The following is a 19730-nucleotide window of genomic DNA, read 5'->3' as shown; positions in this document are numbered from 1 at the left end:
TTTGAAACCAAAGAAAACTATGTAGTGCCTGACTGGTCTCAACCAGTGGGTCGCTTCGCATGCTTTCTCCCAAATAGGGCCACGATGTCTGTTTCGATCATCATCAAAACTTTGAACGAGGAAAAGCGCATCGCCGAGGCGGTGGAGAGCGCCCTGAAGGCTTTGCCCGGCGGACAGGTGGAAGTCATCGTGGCCGACAGCGGATCGACGGATCGCACGATAGAGATCGCGCAATCCTATCCGATCAGGATTGTGCAGATCGAGCCTCCCGCACAGGCCAGTTGCGGGCTTGGTCCGCAATTGGGTTTTCAATATTCGACACAGCCCTTTGTCTGCCTGATCGATGGGGACATGATACTGGAGCCGGATTTTCTGCCGGCAGCCCTTGATTATCTCGACAAGCACCCGGATATCGGTGGAGTGACCGGCCATGTCGTGGACCAGATACTCGAAAGCCTGGAATTCCAGCGGCGTGCAAAACGGCAATCGCCGGAAGCGCGGACAGGCGACATTGACCGGATGAATGGCGGCGGACTTTACAGGCGCAGCGCAATCGAACAGGCGGGATATTTTTCAGATCGCAATCTTCATGGTCATGAAGAGTTCGATGCAGGCGTGCGCCTGCGCAGCCAGGGCTGGAAGCTCTATCGCCTGGACCGGCCTTTCGTGCAGCATTTTGGCTATACGATGAATGCCTACAAGCTTCTCGTTCGCCGCTGGAAAAGCAAATATCTGCGTGGCACCGGCGAAGTGTTGCGCGCCGCAATGGGGCAGCCGCATCAGAAAAACCTGTTCCGCGAACTGCCGGAACTCAGGCTTTGGGGGGCGGTCTATCTGTGGTGGCTGGCGGTGATAGCAGCACTTGTTCTTGTACCGGGATGGCCGATGGCAATTCTGGCTGCGATCGTGATCGCGATCATTCCGTTCGTGGTGATGTCCGTTCGCGCGCGAAGCATCGAGCTTGGCGTCTATGCGGTGGTTGCGTGGATATTTCATGCGGCTGCATTGCCGCTCGGTTTTTTCCAGCCGCGCCGCAAGCCGACCGACTGGATTGAAAGCAGGGTTATCAGGGAGCCTTGATGCACGCCATGCGTCGAGGTTCCGTTACCCTCCCGCCGGCGTAAAGCCGTCCTTTTTCTCTTCCGCTTCCCGGCTCCGGCGCACGAGATGGACAACGCATCCCCATGATGCCAGCACGATGCTGATTTCAATGATATAAATTGCGGTAAACGTTCCGGTGATCGGCGCATACCAGGTGGCCAATGCCAGAAGCGGCGCGCCGAGGATATTGCCTGTATTGAGGACTGCGGTGCGATAGCTGTGCTGGCTTGCCGCGCCCAGAAGATCGACCGCGATCGACCACAGGGCAACAAACACCGTGATCCAGCAAAGCGTGCGGCAGAAGGAGACGAGCGTGTCATATTCACTGCCGAACAGATATGGCAGGTAAGGCGCGACGATAAAAACAGCCAGCGACGTGCATATGCCGATGCCGAATGCTGCACCGAGCAGGCGCATGGTGATCGGCAGGGCATGATGGATGCCGTTTGCGCTCGCACGCGCCAGATGGGGATAGACAAGACGGTTCATCGCCTCGACAGTCAATGTGCTGCTGTCGATGATGCGGCGGGTAACGCCATAGCTGCCGACGATGCTGGGCGGCATCAATGTGCCGAGAAGCAGAAGATCGGCATTCTGGCGCACTGCCTTGAAAATGAATTGCGATGCGAACATCACGCCGAGCCGAAGTTCATCGCGGACGATTGTATATTGCGGCCGCCCGAGCCTGCGCAGGAACAAGCCATAGACGATGGCGACCAGAACATGGACCGCAAACTGCCAGTAGGCCCATCCGACAACGGTGGAGACACCGAACAGAAGACATGCAATCGCTGCGGCGATGGTACGGGCGATGGCAAACCCGACGACGGAAAGATTGGCGGATACGAAATCGGTATGCGCGATATAGATCTGTTCGACCAGCAGGATAAGGCGCACCAGAACGATATTGGTGACGAGCAGCAGGAAAAGCCCCGATAGATGCCCCGAAAATTCAGGCGAGCCGCTCAGCCAGAAGGGCAGGATGAGCATGCCCGCCGCGACGAGAATGACGCCGGTTATTCCGATCAGAATGAGGTTATGGCCAAGCATTGCCGGATAGATCGCCCGGTCCTGTGCGACGCGGCGCACAAGACATTCCGCGCCGCCAAGGCCGCAGATAAAAGTCGCGATGCTGGTAACGGCCATCACGGTCACGAACAGGCCGAACTCATGCGAGCCGAGATATCGTGCCAGAATGGCAAAGGTGAAAAGCTGCGCGATATTTGCCGCAAAAAGGCTGCCGCTCGAAGCTGCGTAGGACAGGAATGTCGACCAATGGCGTTTCAAGATTTCATACCGAATGTTCGGGCCGCTCCGGCCCAGCGTGCTTAAGACGCGCTTGAAATTTCAAGGGATGGTTATGACAGTGAACCGGATTATTTCCCGTCCGCTTTCTCTTAACGCCGAAAAACATGGAGTGCCAAGCATGTCGAGCGAAAATTATGCCCAATCACAGGAGTAAAAGATGGCAATGTGTATTTTGGTGACACCCTTGCATGGAATTGCCTTTCATTAACCGATTTTTTTAATCTTTAAGTCTAAGAAAAACAGAAGCGCCTTGTTTGCGCTGTCGAGTGAACTTTAGGAATAACTAATGTATACCTTGCGCGATCTCGCCTCGAAAGCCCGGTTGACGGAGACGGATAGTGAAAATCCGGCTTCCGTCGAGGACCGGCTGCGCGCGGTCGGGCGTGAAACGCACGGTGTTCGCGAGACACAAAAACTTTCTGAAAAGGTTGCTCCTGCAAGCAAGGGGTTGATGCTGCCCGAACTCGACCTGTTCGAAGCATTGGCCTGGATGCGGGCGCGGTGGGTTCTGATCGCGGTGCTTGCAATAATGGGTGCCTTGGCGGGGCTCGCCTATGGCATGACGGCGAAGCCGCGATATACCGCCTATACGGACTTGCTGGTTCCCCCTTCTGGGCTTCAGTTGTTGCCCAATGATGTCTATGCCCAGAGCTTGCAGGCCGACAGCCAGATTCTCGACATTGAAAGCAAGATGCGCATCCTGACTTCCGGCAATGTGCTGCGGCGGGTCGTGACGGATTTGAAACTGAACGAGGATGAGGAGTTCGTTCCTCCTCCGCCGGCTTTCGATCTTCGCGCCATGCTGGGCCTCGGCAAGCCCGCGGGCCCGAAAGACGATACGCTGACGGCGGTTCGCGCCCTGTCACAGCGCATCAATGTCGCCCGGCCTGAACGATCCTATCTGGTGACGATTGCCGTCTGGACGGATAGTCCGGAAAAATCGGTGAAAGTCGCGGATTCGCTGGCCAATGCATTCCAGGAAGAAGTCGCACAGGCCGATGCGGATGGGGCAGGGCGCGCTGCCGCCGCCCTTTCCGAGCGCCTGGCCTCGTTGCAGAAGGCGGCAACCGAAGCGGAAGAAAAAGTCGCGTCCTTTCGCCGGGCGCACGGTCTGCAAACAGCGGGCGGGGAACTCGTCAGCACCCAGTCGATGACGCAGATCAATTCCAAGCTGGTCGATGCGAAAGCGCGCGTGGCCGATGCGCGCACGCGCTATGAGGAACTGACACGGGACACCGGCAATGCCGTCAGCCCGGCCAGCACGTTGCAGTCACCCACCATGACAAATCTGCGTGGGCAATATGCGGCGTTGAAACAGCGTTACGATGCGCTCGCCATGACCTATGGGCCGCGCTATCCCGAGCTTATGAACACGGAACGCCAGCTTGCCGGTCTGGAACAGCAGATGGCGCAGGAGCGGGCACGTATCCTGCAATCGGCCAAGGTCGATCTCGATCAGGCCAATGCTGTTGTCGCGGCGCTGAATGCACAGGCCGCTTCCGCCCGTTCGGCGGTCGCGCTCGACAATGATGCGCAGGTCCAGCTTTCGGATCTCGAAAGGGACATGGCGGCCAAAGTATCGATCTACAACACGTTTCTGACCCGCTCGTCTGAGACGAGCCAGCGCCAGCAGCTCGATGCGACCAATATTCGCATCATTTCGACGGCAATTCCGCCGATCAGCCGCAGCTGGCCGCCGCGAACGGTGGTGCTGGGGGCCGCAGGCGGCATTGCAGGCATGGGGCTTGGTGTCATTCTCGCGCTCGGTCTGGGCTATCTTGGCGCATGGCGCCGAAACCGCGAGGCTCTGGTCTGACTTGGCTGAAGGATCGGTCCATTACCGCGAGGAGACCCAATCGCAGGTCTCGTCGGCTGTTGGGGCCGTTCTTTTTCTTTGCATGTTCCTGTTCGTCTGGATCGGGACAAGCCCCTATCCCGATCTTGGCACTGTCACCGGGGTGACGGCCAAGGCCGCTGATTCCAGCTCGCTCAACCAGATGGTCACATTGTTTCTCACCGGCGGCTTTCTGGCTTGCGCATTCAACAGTTCGATGCGCAATGCCGTCATGCAGCCGCGCTTTCTGATCGGCCTGATCTTCTTCTGGCTTTTCGTGACTGCCCTGCTGTCGGCCCATCCCATGATCGCAGGCAAAAAGGTCGTTCTGTCTGTCCTGACGGCATTCAATGCGAGCATTTTTCTCCTGTTGCCGCAATCCGAACGTCAGATGGCGCGGTTATTGGCAATCGGCTCGCTGATAACGCTGGCTTTTGCCTATTTCGGCGTCATCTTTCTGCCGCAACGGGCCATTCATCAGGCTACCGAAGTCATCGAGCCCATGCTGGCCGGTGCATGGCGCGGCCATTATCCGCACAAGAATGCGGCCGCTGCTTCTCTGGTTCTGTTGAGTTTTTTCGGGCTCTATATCTGGAAAACCGGCCTGCCGAAAACGGGTCTGCTGATCGTTGCGCTTTGTGTGTTCTTCGTTCTGCATACGGGCGGCAAGACATCTACGGCCATGCTGCCCTTTATCGTCTTGATGTCGCTGGTGTTTGTGCGGCTGAGATGGACCCGTGTATTCATTGTCATCGGTGGGATAGCCGCTTTCAATATCATTGCCGTTGGCGCTGCGGTTTTCGATCCGTTGCGCGAACTTGTCCAGAGCTTCGGTGTGGATGCCAGCTTCACAAATCGATCCGACATCTGGAAACTCGCATTCGCCGCTATCTCCGCCAAACCGATTTTCGGCTATGGGCTGGACTCGTTCTGGAAAACTCCGGAAATGGTCTATGCGGGCGGAGGAGGCGCAAGCTGGGCTGTTGCAGCCTTCAATGCGCATAATTCTTTTCTGGATATGATGATTAGTGCGGGAATTATTGGTTTAATTCTGACGCTTGTCTGGATAATGGTGTTGCCGCTTCGATATATTAAGGAAGCGGAAAGCACAGATAACGGCCCTATATTAACGCTTCTTTATATTCGCCTTTGGCTTTACGGTTTATATATGTCTTGTATGGAAACGACGTTCTTTCAGAACGGTGGGGCAGTATGGTTCTGTATCATGATTGCTGTCTTCGGATTGCGCTTGCAGGCTAGGGCAAGGCTCGTCTGAAACAGCTTTTGGGGGAGCAGGGCGCGGGGGCAATGGTGGAAATGGATAGTCTCGACAGGGCGCGCAGTCGCCTGGAATGGTATGCCATTCGGCTGAACGACAGTATCAGTCGCCGGTTTCCATTGCGGCCTTTCGGTCTGCCGAAAAACGAGCGGATCATCACCTTTACATTTGACGATGTGCCCGACACGGCGGAAAGCGCCGGGGCTGCCATTCTGGATAAATATGCGGTTCACGGCACCTTCTATATTGCAGGAAATCTGGTTGGTACGAAAGAAGCCGGAAGAAACCTGATTACGCAGGAAGGATGCCGCAGGCTGGCCGAGCGTGGGCACGAATTGGGCTGCCATACCTATGACCACCTCAAGGTGCCTTACGTCGGTGCCGAGGAAATAGCGTCCGACCTCGACCGCAATACGGTCTGTCTCGATGCGCTCGATCCCGATCATGTCGGGTCGCGCAATTTCGCCTATCCCTATTGCGCTTCGTCGGTCATGTCGCGGCGGCTTTTCGCCGACCGTTTTGCAACATGTCGCGGGGGTGGCAATCGCATCAATCGCGGCGTGATCGATCTCGCCTTCTTGCAAGCGGTGGAAATCAGGCAGCCGGATGACGGGGCCTGGCGCCAGACCCGTTGGATTGACGATGTGAGCGCAAAACCCGGCTGGCTGGTGTTCTATACGCATGATATCAGCGATACGCCGACCGAGTTCGGTTGCAAGCCTGAGACTTTTGAACACCTCGTCTCCCATGCCGTAAAAAGCGGAGCGGCTGTTCTTTCCGTTCGCGAGGCATTGGCGCGCATTGGTGCGCAACGAGGTGCTGCTTGACGCATGTAAATGACAGGGAACATCGCCTGCTGGCGATCAACAATTATTTTTATCGGCGCGGCGGTGCTGAAACAGTTTTCCTCGATCACATCAGATTATTTTCCGAGATCGGCTGGCAGACGGCACCCTTTGCCATGCAGCATCCGGATAATCTTGTATCCGACTGGTCGTCCTATTTCGTGTCCGAAATCGAATATGGCCGGGAGAGCAGCCCGCTTACCAAAGTCGTGCAGGCGGGCAAGATCATTTATTCATGGGAGGCGCGGGACCGGATCAAGGCACTCATCGACCGCTTCCGCCCCAACGTCGCGCATGCGCACAATATCTACCACCATTTGTCGCCGTCGATTTTCCCGGTTCTGAAGGATGCCGGTATTCCGACGGTCATGACGGCCCATGACCTGAAGCTGGCCTGTCCGGCCTACAAGATGTTGTCGCACAACCAGATCTGCGAGCGATGCAAGGGCGGCCGCATCTACAATGTGGCGCTTCACAAATGCATCAAGGATTCCAAGGCCTTGAGCGGGCTGGTTTTCGTCGAGACGGCAATCCACCGCATGCTTGGCCTTTACCGCAATACACTTGACCGGATCGTTGTGCCGAGCCGTTTTTATATTGCGAAACTTGCCGAATGGGGCTGGCCGGAAGAGAAGCTGGTCTACATCCCGAATTTTGCCCATACCGACGATCTGAAACCCTATGCGGATGAGGGGGATTACTTCGCCTATGTGGGAAGACTGGCGCCGGAAAAGGGGATCGGCACGCTCATTCGTGCGGCGGCCAGCGCGGGCCAGAAACTCGTCATTGCGGGCACCGGACCGGAAGAGCAGTCATTGAAGGCGCTCGCGGCCGAGACCGGTGGCGATGTTACATTTGCCGGTTATGTCTCGGGAGAACGGCTGCACCGGCTGATCGGCGAAGCGAAGGCGCTCGTTTTGCCGTCTGAATGGTATGAGAATGCCCCGATCAGCATTCTCGAAGCCTATGCGCTTGGGGTGGCGGTCATCGGCGCGAATATCGGCGGAATTCCCGAGATGATTATCGAGGGCGAAACCGGAATGGTTTCACGCACGGGCGATGTTGATGACCTTGCCCGTGTTCTGGGCGATCTGGCGGGGTTATCGGCGCAGGGGCGGCGCAGGATGGGCAATGCGGGCCGGATCTGGGCCGGCAATGAATTCTCGCCACAGGCATATAGAAACCGCACGCTTGAGCTTTACGCCGAGTTGGGGGCACTTTGATGGTCCGAAACGACAAACGACCGCGTGTCATGATGCTGGGCCTGCGCGGTGTTCCAAATGTTCAGGGTGGTGTGGAAAAACATGTCGAGGAACTGGCCCGGCTTTATGTGACGAAGGGGTGGGACGTCGAGGTCATCGGGCGACGCCCTTATCTGGAACAGAAACAGCCTTATCTATGGGACGGTGTGCGGGTAACGCCGATCTGGGCTCCGACCTCCATGAAATTCGAGGCGATCGTCCACACGGTTCTGGGCGTGCTGCGCGCCGGGTTCAAGAGGCCGGACGTTCTGCACATCCACGCAATCGGCCCGGCTCTCGCCGTTCCGCTGGCGCGCCTGCTGGGATTGCGTACGGTGGTGACGCATCACGGTTTCGACTATAATCGTCAGAAGTGGGGGCGGCTTGCACGCACCATGCTGAAGCTTGGCGAATGGTGTGGGATGCGCTTTGCGAATGCACGTATCGCAGTCTCCAACGACATCGCTGAAACCATGCGTCAGCATTATCATGTGCCGATCACCTTCATTCCCAATGGCGTCACGCTCCGTCCTGCCTGCAAGGATGGGGCCTGGCTGGAAAAACATGGCCTGACGCCTGGTCGCTACATCGCCCTTGTGGCGCGGATCGTTCCCGAAAAACGCCAGCTTGATCTGATCGACGCCTTTGCGAAGCTTTCCGACCCTTCCCTCAAGCTGGCCCTGATCGGTTCGGCGGAATATACGGCGGAATATGCCGGGGCGGTTCGTGCGAGAGCCGGGGCTGTTCCCGGGGTCGTGCTCACGGGTGCGCTGCGGGGAGAAGAATTGTCGGCCCTGTTCAGCCAGGCGGCCTTGTTTATCCTGCCGTCCAGCCATGAAGGCATGCCGATCGCGCTTCTGGAGGCGATGGGATATGGCCTGAATGTGCTGGCAAGCGATATCACCGCCAATGTTGAAGTGGGGCTTTCGGAGGATAGTTACTTTCCGCTCGGCGATGTCGATGCATTGAAGAACGCGCTGCGACGGAAGATCGACAATCCGCTGACCGCTGAACAGTCACAAGCAATGATCGACTGGATCGCGCGCGATTATAGCTGGAGCGGAATCGCTGATCGCACGCTGAAGGTCTACGAGGAAGGGAGTAGGGGAGTAAGGGAATAGGGGAGTAGGGGAGTAGGGGCAGAAGCCCCGTTCCAAAAGTCTCCGTGCGCCTCGCACGCCGCCACTTTTTGGTTGTGCCCTGAGAAAAGCGCGGAAATAGAAAAGGGAATGCCGACGATATCGTCAGACCTATTCCCTTATTCCCCTACTCCCTTACTCACCTATTCCCTTACTCACCTATTCCCTTATATCAACGGGCCCGGCGGCGCTCGGCCGTCGGCTGGAAGGCCAGACGCGAATGATAGCTGCAATAGGGGCTCGATTCACCGGATTCATGCCCGCAGAAATGAAAGTCTTCGTTCAGCGGGTCGCCGATTGGCCATTTGCAGGTGCGTTCGCTCAATTGCAGCAGCGAAAGACGGCGCGAAATCGGCACCACCACATCGGAGGCTGGCTTGACCACGGTTTCTGCCACAACGTCCACGGCATAATCGACCTGAAGCGCGGTGGCGCCAACCGTCTTGGTGACTGTTGCCGTGCGCATGGTCGTCGTATGGACGCCGGTTGCATGTTGTGCCGCAGGACGTGGCGCTGCGGCGACCGTATTGACCTTCTTGCTGCGTGGAGCAGCGGTCGTGGTCTTGCCACGGCCTGAAAGCTTCAAACGGTGCACTTTGCCGATCACTGCATTACGGCTCACGCCGCCAAGCTGCGCTGCGATCTGGCTTGCGCTCAAGCCTTCGCCCCACAGTTTCTTCAGTAGTTCGACGCGTTCGTCTGTCCAGTTCATCGCCCTGGGCTCCAATCATTTTCGTTATCCGGAATCCACTAGTGTTCTCGGATTGCTCCAAGCGCAAACACCATATCTATCCGGGTGACTAGGTCCGTCGCACGAAATGTAGCTTTAATCTCTAGAAAGAAACTACAATATCGAATGACTCCATGACAAGGGATAGCCTTGTCAGGCAGATTCCATTTTTACGGTTTTCCCCAACTTGGGTGCCAAAGACGGTTTTTCTTTGGTGTCGCGCCAAAATTTTGCACGCAATTATTCCTGCACTGGAAACCCGGACTGTTTCAGGATGGAACATTGCAAACTTGCGGCGCGGACGTGCCGTCTGGCAGCCTCCACCGGGGAAGGGTCTTTTCTATAGGGCGCTGTAGCCCGCGTAAAGTCGTCTCTGGCCGCAGAATGCCGCAAGGGGGAGAAAATGCATGAAGTCATGCCGAAAGATGACTGTCAAACGCGCTCGCTTTGATTGACATTTTTTCCATGAACGCCAATATACGCGCGAGATAAATTGCCGCCCTGGGGGCGGTTTTTTATTTCTGCCGGAGGCTCAGGCGAGGAGCACGATGCCATCCGGGCCATTCCTCTCACGTTTCATTGTTTTTCGTGGCCGTTGGGAATGGAATATCGGGCGATTTTCGAATGGTGGGAACCGGTTCGAGCGCCCGGGAACTGTTTGTGGGAAACACAGTCTTGCCTGCCGGGCAGGCTGCTAGAAAAGGGCTTTGGAGGCCTGACGTTATGACCGACGCTACGACCGTGCAACCGCTATACGACACCTATAATCGTGCGGCTCTGCGCTTCGAGCGAGGTGAGGGCATCTGGCTCATTACCGAAGACGGCGAACGTTATCTCGATTTTGCGGCGGGTATCGCGGTGAATTCGCTTGGCCATTCGCATCCGCATCTGGTGGAGACATTGAAGGCCCAGGCCGAAAAGCTGTGGCATCTGTCGAATGTCTATGAAATTCCGGCGCAGGAAAAACTCGGGCAGCGCCTTGTCGACAACACCTTCGCCGACAAGGTCTTTTTCACCAATTCCGGCGCGGAGGCGCTTGAATGCGCGATCAAGACCGCGCGCCGTTATCAATATGTCAGCGGCCACCCGGAGCGTTTCCGCATCATCACTTTTGAGGGCGCCTTCCATGGCCGCACGCTGGCCACCATCGCCGCAGGCGGTCAGGCCAAGTATCTCGAAGGTTTTGGTCCGAAGGTCGAGGGTTTCGATCAGGTAGCTTTCGGCGATGAAGCGGCATTGCGTGCGGCAATCACCGACGAGACGGCGGCGATCCTGCTTGAGCCTGTGCAGGGCGAAGGCGGTCTGCGTGGTTTCCCGGAAGAATTCATGCGTATGCTGCGCCGGCTCTGCGACGAGAAGGGCCTCCTGCTGATCCTGGATGAAGTCCAGACCGGGGTTGGCCGCACGGGCAAGCTTTTTGCCCATGAATGGGCCGGTATCAAGCCGGACATCATGGCTGTCGCCAAGGGCATCGGCGGCGGATTCCCGATGGGGGTCTGCCTTGCGACGGCGGAAGCTGCCAAGGGCATGACGGCTGGCGTCCACGGCACGACCTATGGCGGCAATCCGCTGGCCATGGCCGTCGGCAATGCGGTGCTCGATGTGGTTCTGGCCGAAGGCTTCCTCGACAATGTTCAGGCAACCGCGCTCGTCATGAAGCAGGGCCTTGCCTCCATCGTCGATCGCTATCCCGGCATTGTTTCCGAAATCCGCGGACGCGGCCTGCTGATCGGCATCAAATGCGTGGTGCCGAACACCAGCCTCATCCAGGCGCTTCGCGACGAACATTTCCTGACCGTCGGTGCCGGCGACAATGTCGTCCGCCTGCTTCCCCCGTTGATTACAACGCCGGAAGAGGCGCGCGAAGCCTTGAAGCGCATCGAAACGGCGGTCGAACGGCTCGCAACTGCAAATCCGATCAGCAAGACGGCGTAATATCATGGCTAACGATAACGGGATCAAACACTTTATCGACCTTTCCGCCGTTCCGGCATCGGAACTTCGTGCAATCATGGAAGATGCCAAGGCGCGCAAGGCGCGCCTGAAGGCTGGCGAGATTGAAAGACCTTTTGCAGGCAAGGTGCTTGCAATGATCTTCGAAAAGCCCTCGACCCGCACGCGCGTATCGTTCGATGTCGGCATGCGCCAGCTTGGCGGCGAGACAATCATGCTGACCGGCTCGGAAATGCAGCTCGGACGCAGTGAAACCATTGCCGATACGGCGAAGGTCCTGTCGCGCTATGTCGATGCGATCATGATCCGCACCACCTCGCATGAACGCATGCTGGAACTGGCCGAATATGCGACTGTTCCGGTCATCAACGCGCTGACTGACGACACGCACCCTTGTCAAATCATGGCCGACGTTCTTACATATGAGGAACATCGCGGCCCGATCAAAGGCAAGACCTTTGCCTGGATGGGGGATGGCAACAATGTCCTCCACTCATTGGTCGAAGCTGCGGCGCGTTTTGATTTCAACGTCAATATCGCAACGCCGGAAGGCAGCGAACCCAAGTCGCAATATGTCGATTGGGCGAAAGCCAATGGCGCGGGCATCATGTCCACCATCGACCCGGATAAGGCGGCAAGCGGTGCGGATTGCATCGTGACCGATACATGGGTTTCGATGGGGCAGGAAGATCATGCCCGCGGCCACAACGTTTTCATGCCCTATCAGGTCAATGCGCGACTGATGGCGAAAGCTGATCCGAAGGCGCTTTTCATGCACTGCCTGCCTGCCCATCGCGGCGAGGAAGTGACGGATGAAGTGATCGATGGACCGCAATCGGTCGTATTCGATGAAGCGGAAAACAGGCTCCATGCCCAGAAAGCCATTCTGGCCTGGTGCCTGCAAAGCCGCAATCTGGGAGCATAATTTGGCTGACAAGACCGGCAACGAGCATACCGAAGTCGAGAACATTCAGGTCAACCTGGGAGATTTCGGCTTCGCAGGCGATGACGCCGTCGTGCCCTTTCAGGTGGAAGGGCTCGACGTGCGTGGTCGCGCGGTTCAGCTTGGCGCGAGCATCGACGGCATTCTGAAGCGCCACAACTACCCGGAAGAAGTTGCCCGCCTGCTGGCGGAAGCAACGGTGCTGACCGTATTGCTTGGCACGTCGCTGAAATTCGAGGGCAAGTTCATCTTCCAGACGCAGTCCGACGGTCCTGTGGATATGCTGGTGGTCGATTTCCGCACGCCGCGTTCGGTGCGTGCCTATGCGCGGTTTGACGAAGAGCGCTTGCAGGATGCGATTGCCGCCCACAAGACGAAGCCCGAGGAACTGCTCGGACGGGGCTCGCTCGCATTCACCGTGGATCAGGGAGCCTATACCCAGCGTTATCAAGGCATTGTGGCGCTCGATGGCTCGACCCTGGAAGAAATCGCGACGACCTATTTCCGTCAGTCGGAACAGATTCCGACCGATCTGAAGCTGAGCGTCGCCAAGCTTGTCGAACGCGGGACCGATGGAAAGCCGGTTGAACAGTGGCGTGCTGGTGGGCTGATTATTCAGTTCCTGCCGGAATCCGAACTGCGTGCACGCATTCCCGATCTGCCGGGCGGCGATGAGGATGAAGCCGAAGCTGCCATTCATCCGGAAGACGATGCGTGGGACGAGGCCCGTTCGCTGGTCGGCACGATCGAAAGCTCGGAACTGACAGACCCGCAAGTCGGTTCGGAACGGCTGCTTTATCGTCTGTTTCATGAACGCGGCGTGCGTGTGTTTGACGCCGTGCAGGTGCTGGATGAGTGCTCATGCTCGCGTGAAAAGATTGCCGGTGTGCTGTCGGGTTTTACAGCCGAGGAAATCCGGGACAGTGTCGACAACGGCAAGATTTCCGTGACCTGTGAATTCTGCTCCAAGCTCTATGAGTTCGATCCGGCGGAGTTTGCCGAACAATCTTAGGACGAATCCTGAAAAAGGGTCGTTGGGACCGCTCTATCCATTTGTTTTTAAGGACGCCCTTTGTCCGGAATGTTTTCCCTTTCGGAAGGCGTGCTCCAGGCTTGACGGGTTGCAAGCAGGGGAATGGCTCGCCGCTGGGCATGGCGGGCCATTTTTCTATCGGGTGACATGATCTGGCTGGCTTTGGCATGCAGACGTAGACCCATTGTGGCTGTGAGAAGCGAAAACCAGACCGGGCCGCGATTGACAAAGAAAGCGGTTTCCAGATTGGCGTATAGCATCATGAACATCCATATCTGGAGATACATGAGCGACAGGCTGGGGGCGTTTCCCGAGTTTTGCGCCTTGTGGAAATCCCGGAGCGGGCACCAGACAATCCACCAGATCAAAAGGATAACGCCGATAATACCCGTCGTGATCGCGACATTGAGGTAGGCATTGTGAGCGTGTCCCGCCCTGGCCGCCCAGGTCTCGACGTCATAGCCGCCATTCACCAAGCTCGATGTTGCCCAGAAAGCTTCATAGCCATAGCCCATCAGCGGATGCTTCCCGAGCTGGGTAACCGCAAATTTCCAGATATCGGCTCTTCCTGTGAACGTCGGATCAGACGAGAAATTCTGTACCAGCTCACGTGCACTTGGGAACAATACGGTACCCAATGTCAGGAATGCCACCAGGAGCAGGGGAATGTAAGCCAGCAACGCCTTGAGTGCGAAGCTGCGTGTTTTGCTGATCAAATAGGCCATGCTGAATGAGATGATGACGAGGCCGATCGAGGTCTTATTGTTGGTCTTGTAAAGGAAGAACAGTGCGAACGGGACGATGATAGCACCCGCAAGCCGCGCTTTGGCACGCCAGAGATACATACCATAGCAGGCAAGAACCACCATTGCCGGACCGGCGATATTCTTATGGGCGAAATGCCCGCGCCATGATCCTGCATTCACAAGTTCAAGAACTTCAGACAGGTTGTGTATGGAAACTGCGGGAAGGAACAGGATGCCGAAATAAGCCAGTCCAAGAATACAAAGAGACAGGAATTTTATCATATGAATAAAATGTTCTTCGTCTTCCGGTACCAGTATCCAAACAAGGCTGGTTATGAAGACGGTCAGGCTGAATATATAGCGCCGGATGGAGAGGTCTGGATGGCTGGAGAAAATGACAGTCATCAACTGCCAGGTCAGCAATACAGTGAGAGCCGGAAAGAAGACAACTGCTGTCAGGCGCGTGTTTCGCCATATCACGCGAAGGCCTAGCGCCGTGAGCAGAAGCGAAAGTAGCTGCTGGACAGCATTTCCTGTTTCCTGTGCGAGCAGAACGTCAGGATTTCTAAGGTCGATGAAGGGATTAACCGTTATCCAGTAAAGGCAGAAAATTGCAGCGAACAGGAGAGTTCTAAAGGTTGTGCTCATATAATGAGCCTTATATACTATATAGCATGTTTATGTGGGGCGAGTGCGATCTCGTCTCATTTATTATCTTGATACATCTGAAGGTGATATGAATCCAATGAAAAATCATCGCGATATTTAATTGCATAAAGGCAGGCGAGTATTGGCATTATCGCTTAAATATTTTTTCTTTCGATGAAAATTAAAAGTTAGTTATTTCTAATTCAAGGTTCGTCTTTGTTCTGGAATGTCGAGCGAGAAAGCGGGGATATCGACCTCGAAGATGACGCCGCCCGTATTCTGCATCTGATAGCGCCCCACCATGACCCCCGACGTGGTGGTCAACGGACAACCCGATGAATATTGAAATGAATCGCCGGGCTCAAGTGTTGGCTGTTCGCCAACCACACCTGCGCCGCGCACCTCCTCGACACGTCCGTTTGCATCGGTGATTTGCCAGTAGCGCGAGCGAAGCTGGACTGTTTCTGCGGAATTATTGGCGATCGTTATACGGTAGCCCCAGACATAACGGTTTTCGTCCGGCTCGGATTGCTCTTCCAGATAAAAAGGTTCGACCGAAACTTCGATCCCCCGCGTTACCGCTCTATACATGCGCACTGCCCTGCATTCACACCGGCCCTGTCATCCTGCAATCTGGATCGCAATGATGCTTGTCCATTTAACGGTTCGTCGGTTCGCTTTACGCCGCTATTCGCCCTCCTATCGCTAAAGTTGCGGGAGAGGTCAACAATATGGGCAGCAAATACGACGCAATTGCCGAAATATTCGGCAATTGCGTCGTTTAGGTCTCTGTTTGCGGCCCAAAAAGCCACAATATGGGGAGCCTGCGTTCAGCGAGCCGCCTTCAGGGCTGCTTCCACGTCCTCCACGAGATCGTCCGTATCCTCAAGGCCGAGCGATATCCGAAGCAGGCCGTCCGAGATACCAAGTTCGGTTTTCGCCTCGTCGCTAAGGTTCTTGTGCGTCGTGGTTGCCGGATGCGTGATCAGGCTTTTTGCATCACCCAGATTGTTGGAGATGCTGAAGACCTGCAAGGCGTTCTGGAACTTGAACGCAGCCTCCTTGCCGCCCTCCAGTTCCAGAGCAATGAGCGTTGAACCGCCCGTCATCTGTTTGGCAATAATGTCGGCCTGCGGATGGTCGGCCCGTCCCGGATAGATCACGCGCTTGACGCCCGGCTTGCCTGCAAGGAAGTCCGCGACCGCAGCCGCCGACAGCGTCTGCTGGCGCACGCGGACGGCCAATGTCTCAAGGCCTTTCAGCATGATCCATGCATTGAAAGGGCTGAGGCCCGGACCGGTATGCCGGAAATAATCCTGCAAGGTGTTTTCGATCCATTCGCGATCGGACAGCACAACGCCACCAAGGCAACGCCCCTGGCCATCGATATGTTTGGTTGCGGAATAAACGACGATGTGGGCACCAAGTTCCAGCGGCTTCTGGAAAAGCGGCGTGGCGAAAACATTGTCGACGATGAGCTTGGCGCCTGCCTCATTGGCGATCTGCGCGACGGCAGCGATGTCGATGATTTCGAGCGTCGGATTGGACGGGCTTTCAAGGAACATGACCTTGGTGTTCGGGCGAACGGCCGCTTTCCAGTTTTCGATGTCGGAACCATCGATGATCGAGATCTCGACGCCATATTTCGGCAGAAGCGTCTCGACGATGTAACGACAGGAGCCGAAGACGGCGCGGGCGGAAATCACGTGATCGCCGGCCTGCACCTGGCACAGTATGGCCGCGGCCACCGCCGCCATGCCGGATGCGGTGGCGCGCGCTTCTTCGGCGCCTTCCAGCGCGCACATGCGTTTTTCAAACATGTCGGTGGTCGGGTTGGCGTAACGCGAATAGATGAAACCCGGATCTTCGCCCTTGAAACGCGCTTCGGCAGCTTCGGCACTCGGATAGAGGAAGCCTTGCGTCAGAAACATTGCTTCCGACATTTCGGCAAATCCGGAGCGGAGCGATCCGGCATGCACGAGTTCGGTCGCGGGGCGAAACTTGCGGGTATTTTCTGTCGTCATTTTTCCAACCTGTCGAAAAGCTGGTCGGCCGGGGCGGAAAGCAAAGCCTCGGCGGCCAATAAAAAACCGGCCTTGCGAACACGCAAAAGGCCGGTAACGAACCGCGGCCTTTTTTAGCGAATTCTTTAACGTGGCTGCAAGCCGGCCGGCCAAATCACCACGGAACGGTTTTTCATTATGCCTGTTGAGGGGAGCCGTCAATGCCGAAACCGGCCCATTTCGGGAAAAGCGCGTCCCATTTGGCCTGATAATGCTCCGATTCCTGCGGAAAACCCGGTTTCCATCGGCTCCAAGGCTTGGCATTGACGCCGCGACCGGTCAATGGTCTTTGTCAAGCAGTGCTTAGGCTACGGAGTGTCGGGTTGATGATGCAGAAAGATGCTGGAATTCTGGCGGATGCGGATATTGCCGCACTGTTTGAAAGCGGTTTGCTGGTGTCCCCGCGCCCGCGCGATCCCGATCAGATCCAGCCTGCGAGCCTCGATCTGCGGCTTGGCGCAAAGGCCTATCGTGTCCGCGCCTCCTTCATGCCGGGGCCCGGCACGCCGGTCATCGATAAGCTGGAACGGCTGAAACTGCACGAGATCGACCTGACCGCAGGGGCCGTTCTTGAAACGGGCTGCGTTTATATCGTCCCGCTTCTCGAAGGCCTAGCGCTGTCGCCGGAGCTTTCCGCATCCGCAAATCCGAAAAGCTCGACGGGCCGTCTGGACATTTTCACCCGCGTCATTGCCGACGGAGCGCAGGAATTCGACAAAGTGCCTGCCGGGTATCACGGTCCGCTTTATCTGGAAGTCAGCCCGCGCACGTTTCCGATCGTCGTGCGTACGGGTTCGCGCCTGTCGCAGATACGCTTCCGCAAGGGCAGGGCCCAACTCGACGAGGCCGAACTTGCCGCGCTCCATGATGCGGAAACGCTGGTCGCAGCGGAAATGCCGAATATTTCCGGCGGCGGCATTGCCCTTTCGGTCGATCTTTCCGGCGGTGCCGACAGGCTGATCGGCTATCGCGGCAAGCACCATACGGCGGTTGTCGATGTGGACAAGCGTGCGGCGCACGACATTCTCGACTTCTGGGAGCCGATCTATGATCGCGGCGCGCGTGAACTCGTGCTCGATCCGGACGAATTCTATATTCTCGTCTCGCGCGAGGCCGTGCATGTGCCCCCGCTTTATGCAGCCGAAATGACGCCCTTCGATCCTCTGGTCGGCGAATTTCGCGTTCACTATGCAGGCTTCTTCGATCCGGGCTTCGGGCATAGTGCTGCGGGCGGAACCGGCAGTCGCGCGGTTCTGGAAGTCCGCAGCCATGAAGTTCCGTTCATTCTGGAACATGGGCAGATTGTGGGGCGTCTGGTTTACGAACATATGCTGCATCGCCCTTCGGCGCTTTACGGCATTGATCTTGGTTCCAACTATCAGGCGCAGCAGTTGAAGCTTTCCAAGCATTTTCGTTGACTGTATGAGCCTCCTCCAAGCAGATATGATTTGGAGGGAGGAGCGCAATCGAAGTGACCAACGGAACCGGACGGGATCAGGACAGGAAGCCGGAAACGGCAACGGATGCGCCGCAACGCAGGCTGTCGGTGGGCATTGTTGCGCTGCCGGGCTTTACGCTGACGGCGCTCAGCCTTTTCCTCGATCCTTTTCGTCTTGCTGCCGATGATCGGGACAAGAGCCGCCAGATACGCTGTGCATGGAAGATTTGCACATTGTCGGGAGATCCCGTCACGTCAAGCTCCGGCATGGTGATCGAGCCGACCGCCTCTATCGGCGAGCTTGATGATTGCGATTATGTTGCGGTTGTGGGTGGGCTGCTTGGGCAATATCGGCCGCGACAGCAGGCGCTGATCGATCTCCTCAAGCGCGCGGATCGACGCGGCAAGACTGTGGTTGGTCTTTGCACTGCTGCCTTTCTTCTGGCGGAAGCCGATCTTCTGCCGGACCGCAATTGCTGCGTGAACTGGTTCCATCGCGATGATTTTCTGGAGCTTTTCGACGGTTATACAGCCGATACGACCAGCCTGTTTCATCGCAGCCGAAGGCACTTCACCTGCGCCGGCGGGCTTGGGGCGGCGTCGCTCGCGCTGTCGATTATCCAGAACGAGATTTCCGAGGAACTGGCGCGTAAGAGCGCATCCATCCTAATGATCCCTTATGAGCTTGTCCGTTCCGAGCAGCCGGCTTTGAGTTTCAATGGCGTGCGCTCGCCGATGATCCGCAAGGCGATCCGCATTTTCGAGGAAACGCTGGAAGACCCGGTGCCGATGGTCGATGTTGCACGCAGGCTGGGAATTTCCGTTCGCCAGATGGAGCGTGGCTTCAGGCTCGCACTCGGCCGAACGGCATTTGAGGTTCGCGAAGAGCTTCGGGTCAAGAAAGCCAAGGAACTGTTGTCCGAAACGGGCCTGTCGCTGCTGGACGTGGCCGTTGCAAGCGGCTTCACCGATACGCGCAGCATGAACCGCTCGTTCTCGCGGCAGAAGCAAAAGCCACCGCGCGAATACCGCAAGCAGCGATGAGCAGGGGCAGAACTTGCGCGGGCTGCACGGAGAGCCTATTTCTTGCGCGATAGATCTGCCGCTTTGACCAACAACGACACAGGAGATGTACATGTCGGATGGTGTGAACCGTTTTCTTGGCGATACGCCCGCCCGCGTCCTGATCAAGCTGGTGTTGATTTCGCTGGTCGTCGGCGTGGTCATGAGCGCGTTTCACTGGACACCGTACGATATTCTCTACGGCATCCGCGATTTCATCCTGCGCCTTTGGAATATGGGCTTTTCGGCAATTTCAGGCTTTGTCGATTATCTCATCCTTGGCGCGGCGGTCGTCATTCCTGCCTTTATTTTGCTCCGTATCCTCAGCTACCGGAAGTGAACTCCATTCGGTGATTGAATAGATCAG

General features: G+C 56.8%; 17 protein-coding genes and 1 riboswitch. Of the genes, 12 read left to right on the top strand and 5 right to left on the bottom strand.

Features of this window, described 5'->3' with window-relative positions; genetic code table 11:
• Window positions 1–84 precede the first annotated feature (84 nt).
• Window positions 85–1080, top strand: coding sequence for a glycosyltransferase (locus tag AVM02_RS07785; protein WP_411506400.1), 996 nt, complete (start codon window positions 85–87; stop codon window positions 1078–1080).
• 24 nt (window positions 1081–1104) lie between these two features.
• Here AVM02_RS07785 and AVM02_RS07780 read toward each other — a convergent pair whose 3' ends face one another.
• Window positions 1105–2388, bottom strand: coding sequence for a lipopolysaccharide biosynthesis protein (locus AVM02_RS07780; RefSeq protein WP_411506399.1), 1284 nt, complete (start codon window positions 2386–2388; stop codon window positions 1105–1107).
• A 307-nt stretch (window positions 2389–2695) separates the two neighbouring features.
• Between AVM02_RS07780 and AVM02_RS07775 the strand changes: the two genes are divergently transcribed.
• The 5 genes from AVM02_RS07775 to AVM02_RS07755 are packed head-to-tail and all read left to right on the top strand — an operon-like array spanning window position 2696 to window position 8729.
• Entirely contained in the window at window positions 2696–4225 is a 1530-nt protein-coding gene (locus AVM02_RS07775) for a GumC family protein (protein WP_411506398.1), read from the top strand.
• Between the two features lies 1 nt (window position 4226).
• A complete protein-coding gene (locus AVM02_RS07770; RefSeq protein WP_411506397.1) occupies window positions 4227–5519 on the top strand; it encodes an O-antigen ligase family protein in 1293 nt (430 codons plus the stop codon).
• A gap of 32 nt (window positions 5520–5551) precedes the next feature.
• The gene (locus AVM02_RS07765; protein WP_411506396.1) at window positions 5552–6349 is read left to right on the top strand and encodes a polysaccharide deacetylase family protein; all 798 of its coding nucleotides are present in this window, start codon (window positions 5552–5554) and stop codon (window positions 6347–6349) included.
• Entirely contained in the window at window positions 6346–7590 is a 1245-nt protein-coding gene (locus tag AVM02_RS07760) for a glycosyltransferase family 4 protein (protein ID WP_411506395.1), read from the top strand. The genes AVM02_RS07765 and AVM02_RS07760 overlap by 4 nt, the downstream gene beginning before the upstream one ends.
• Window positions 7590–8729, top strand: a complete 1140-nt coding sequence (locus AVM02_RS07755) for a glycosyltransferase family 4 protein (RefSeq protein WP_411506394.1) — start codon at window positions 7590–7592, stop codon at window positions 8727–8729. Before AVM02_RS07760 ends, AVM02_RS07755 begins: the two co-directional genes overlap by 1 nt.
• A gap of 190 nt (window positions 8730–8919) precedes the next feature.
• Here the strand turns inward: AVM02_RS07755 and AVM02_RS07750 are convergent, their stop codons facing one another.
• Entirely contained in the window at window positions 8920–9459 is a 540-nt protein-coding gene (locus AVM02_RS07750; protein ID WP_411506393.1) for a GcrA family cell cycle regulator, read from the bottom strand.
• Between the two features lie 741 nt (window positions 9460–10200).
• Between AVM02_RS07750 and AVM02_RS07745 the strand changes: the two genes are divergently transcribed.
• Genes AVM02_RS07745 through AVM02_RS07735 form a run of 3 tightly spaced genes read left to right on the top strand, consistent with a single transcriptional unit; the run spans window position 10201 to window position 13385 of the window.
• Window positions 10201–11412 carry an aspartate aminotransferase family protein gene (locus AVM02_RS07745; RefSeq protein WP_411506392.1) on the top strand — a complete coding sequence of 404 codons (1212 nt, stop codon included), beginning with the start codon at window positions 10201–10203 and terminating at the stop codon, window positions 11410–11412.
• Between the two features lie 4 nt (window positions 11413–11416).
• Window positions 11417–12355 (top strand): ornithine carbamoyltransferase, encoded by a 939-nt coding sequence (argF, locus tag AVM02_RS07740; RefSeq protein WP_411506391.1) that lies wholly within the window; start codon window positions 11417–11419, stop codon window positions 12353–12355.
• A 1-nt stretch (window position 12356) separates the two neighbouring features.
• Complete coding sequence (locus AVM02_RS07735; protein ID WP_411506390.1) at window positions 12357–13385, top strand: Hsp33 family molecular chaperone; 1029 nt, start codon at window positions 12357–12359, stop codon at window positions 13383–13385.
• A 47-nt stretch (window positions 13386–13432) separates the two neighbouring features.
• Here the strand turns inward: AVM02_RS07735 and AVM02_RS07730 are convergent, their stop codons facing one another.
• From AVM02_RS07730 to AVM02_RS07720, 3 genes are all read right to left on the bottom strand, one after another.
• A complete protein-coding gene (locus AVM02_RS07730; RefSeq protein ID WP_411506389.1) occupies window positions 13433–14800 on the bottom strand; it encodes an O-antigen ligase family protein in 1368 nt (455 codons plus the stop codon).
• Between the two features lie 198 nt (window positions 14801–14998).
• The gene (gene apaG, locus AVM02_RS07725) at window positions 14999–15391 is read right to left on the bottom strand and encodes a Co2+/Mg2+ efflux protein ApaG (RefSeq protein ID WP_411506388.1); all 393 of its coding nucleotides are present in this window, start codon (window positions 15389–15391) and stop codon (window positions 14999–15001) included.
• A 239-nt stretch (window positions 15392–15630) separates the two neighbouring features.
• Window positions 15631–16824: an O-succinylhomoserine sulfhydrylase gene (locus tag AVM02_RS07720; protein ID WP_411506387.1), complete on the bottom strand. Its 1194-nt coding sequence runs from the start codon at window positions 16822–16824 to the stop codon at window positions 15631–15633.
• A gap of 91 nt (window positions 16825–16915) precedes the next feature.
• Window positions 16916–16995: riboswitch (SAM riboswitch) on the bottom strand.
• Window positions 16996–17189: 194 nt separating this feature from the next.
• On the opposite strand from AVM02_RS07720, the gene AVM02_RS07715 reads away from it, so the two are divergent.
• The 3 genes from AVM02_RS07715 (at window position 17190) to AVM02_RS07705 (ending at window position 19703) form a co-directional block, all read left to right on the top strand.
• Complete coding sequence (locus AVM02_RS07715) at window positions 17190–18281, top strand: 2'-deoxycytidine 5'-triphosphate deaminase (RefSeq protein WP_411506386.1); 1092 nt, start codon at window positions 17190–17192, stop codon at window positions 18279–18281.
• A gap of 53 nt (window positions 18282–18334) precedes the next feature.
• Window positions 18335–19345 (top strand): GlxA family transcriptional regulator, encoded by a 1011-nt coding sequence (locus AVM02_RS07710; RefSeq protein ID WP_411506385.1) that lies wholly within the window; start codon window positions 18335–18337, stop codon window positions 19343–19345.
• 91 nt (window positions 19346–19436) lie between these two features.
• Window positions 19437–19703: a DUF6460 domain-containing protein gene (locus AVM02_RS07705; protein WP_411506384.1), complete on the top strand. Its 267-nt coding sequence runs from the start codon at window positions 19437–19439 to the stop codon at window positions 19701–19703.
• Window positions 19704–19730 lie beyond the last annotated feature (27 nt).

Source organism: Brucella anthropi, assembly GCF_046630315.1.
GTDB classification, from domain to species: Bacteria; Pseudomonadota; Alphaproteobacteria; order Rhizobiales; family Rhizobiaceae; genus Brucella; species Brucella anthropi_A.
Note: the sequence above shows the minus strand (reverse complement) of the source record. Positions and strands in the feature narration are given on the sequence as shown.

Coding starts and splice junctions, on each gene's coding strand:
- AVM02_RS07785 (WP_411506400.1), top strand. CDS start 85: ATGTCTGTTTCGATCATCATCAAAACTTTGAACGAGGAAAAGCGCATC.
- AVM02_RS07775 (WP_411506398.1), top strand. CDS start 2,696: ATGTATACCTTGCGCGATCTCGCCTCGAAAGCCCGGTTGACGGAGACG.
- AVM02_RS07765 (WP_411506396.1), top strand. CDS start 5,552: ATGGTGGAAATGGATAGTCTCGACAGGGCGCGCAGTCGCCTGGAATGG.
- AVM02_RS07755 (WP_411506394.1), top strand. CDS start 7,590: ATGGTCCGAAACGACAAACGACCGCGTGTCATGATGCTGGGCCTGCGC.
- AVM02_RS07750 (WP_411506393.1), bottom strand. CDS start 9,459: ATGAACTGGACAGACGAACGCGTCGAACTACTGAAGAAACTGTGGGGC.
- AVM02_RS07745 (WP_411506392.1), top strand. CDS start 10,201: ATGACCGACGCTACGACCGTGCAACCGCTATACGACACCTATAATCGT.
- argF (WP_411506391.1), top strand. CDS start 11,417: ATGGCTAACGATAACGGGATCAAACACTTTATCGACCTTTCCGCCGTT.
- AVM02_RS07730 (WP_411506389.1), bottom strand. CDS start 14,800: ATGAGCACAACCTTTAGAACTCTCCTGTTCGCTGCAATTTTCTGCCTT.
- apaG (WP_411506388.1), bottom strand. CDS start 15,391: ATGTATAGAGCGGTAACGCGGGGGATCGAAGTTTCGGTCGAACCTTTT.
- AVM02_RS07720 (WP_411506387.1), bottom strand. CDS start 16,824: ATGACGACAGAAAATACCCGCAAGTTTCGCCCCGCGACCGAACTCGTG.
- AVM02_RS07715 (WP_411506386.1), top strand. CDS start 17,190: ATGATGCAGAAAGATGCTGGAATTCTGGCGGATGCGGATATTGCCGCA.
- AVM02_RS07705 (WP_411506384.1), top strand. CDS start 19,437: ATGTCGGATGGTGTGAACCGTTTTCTTGGCGATACGCCCGCCCGCGTC.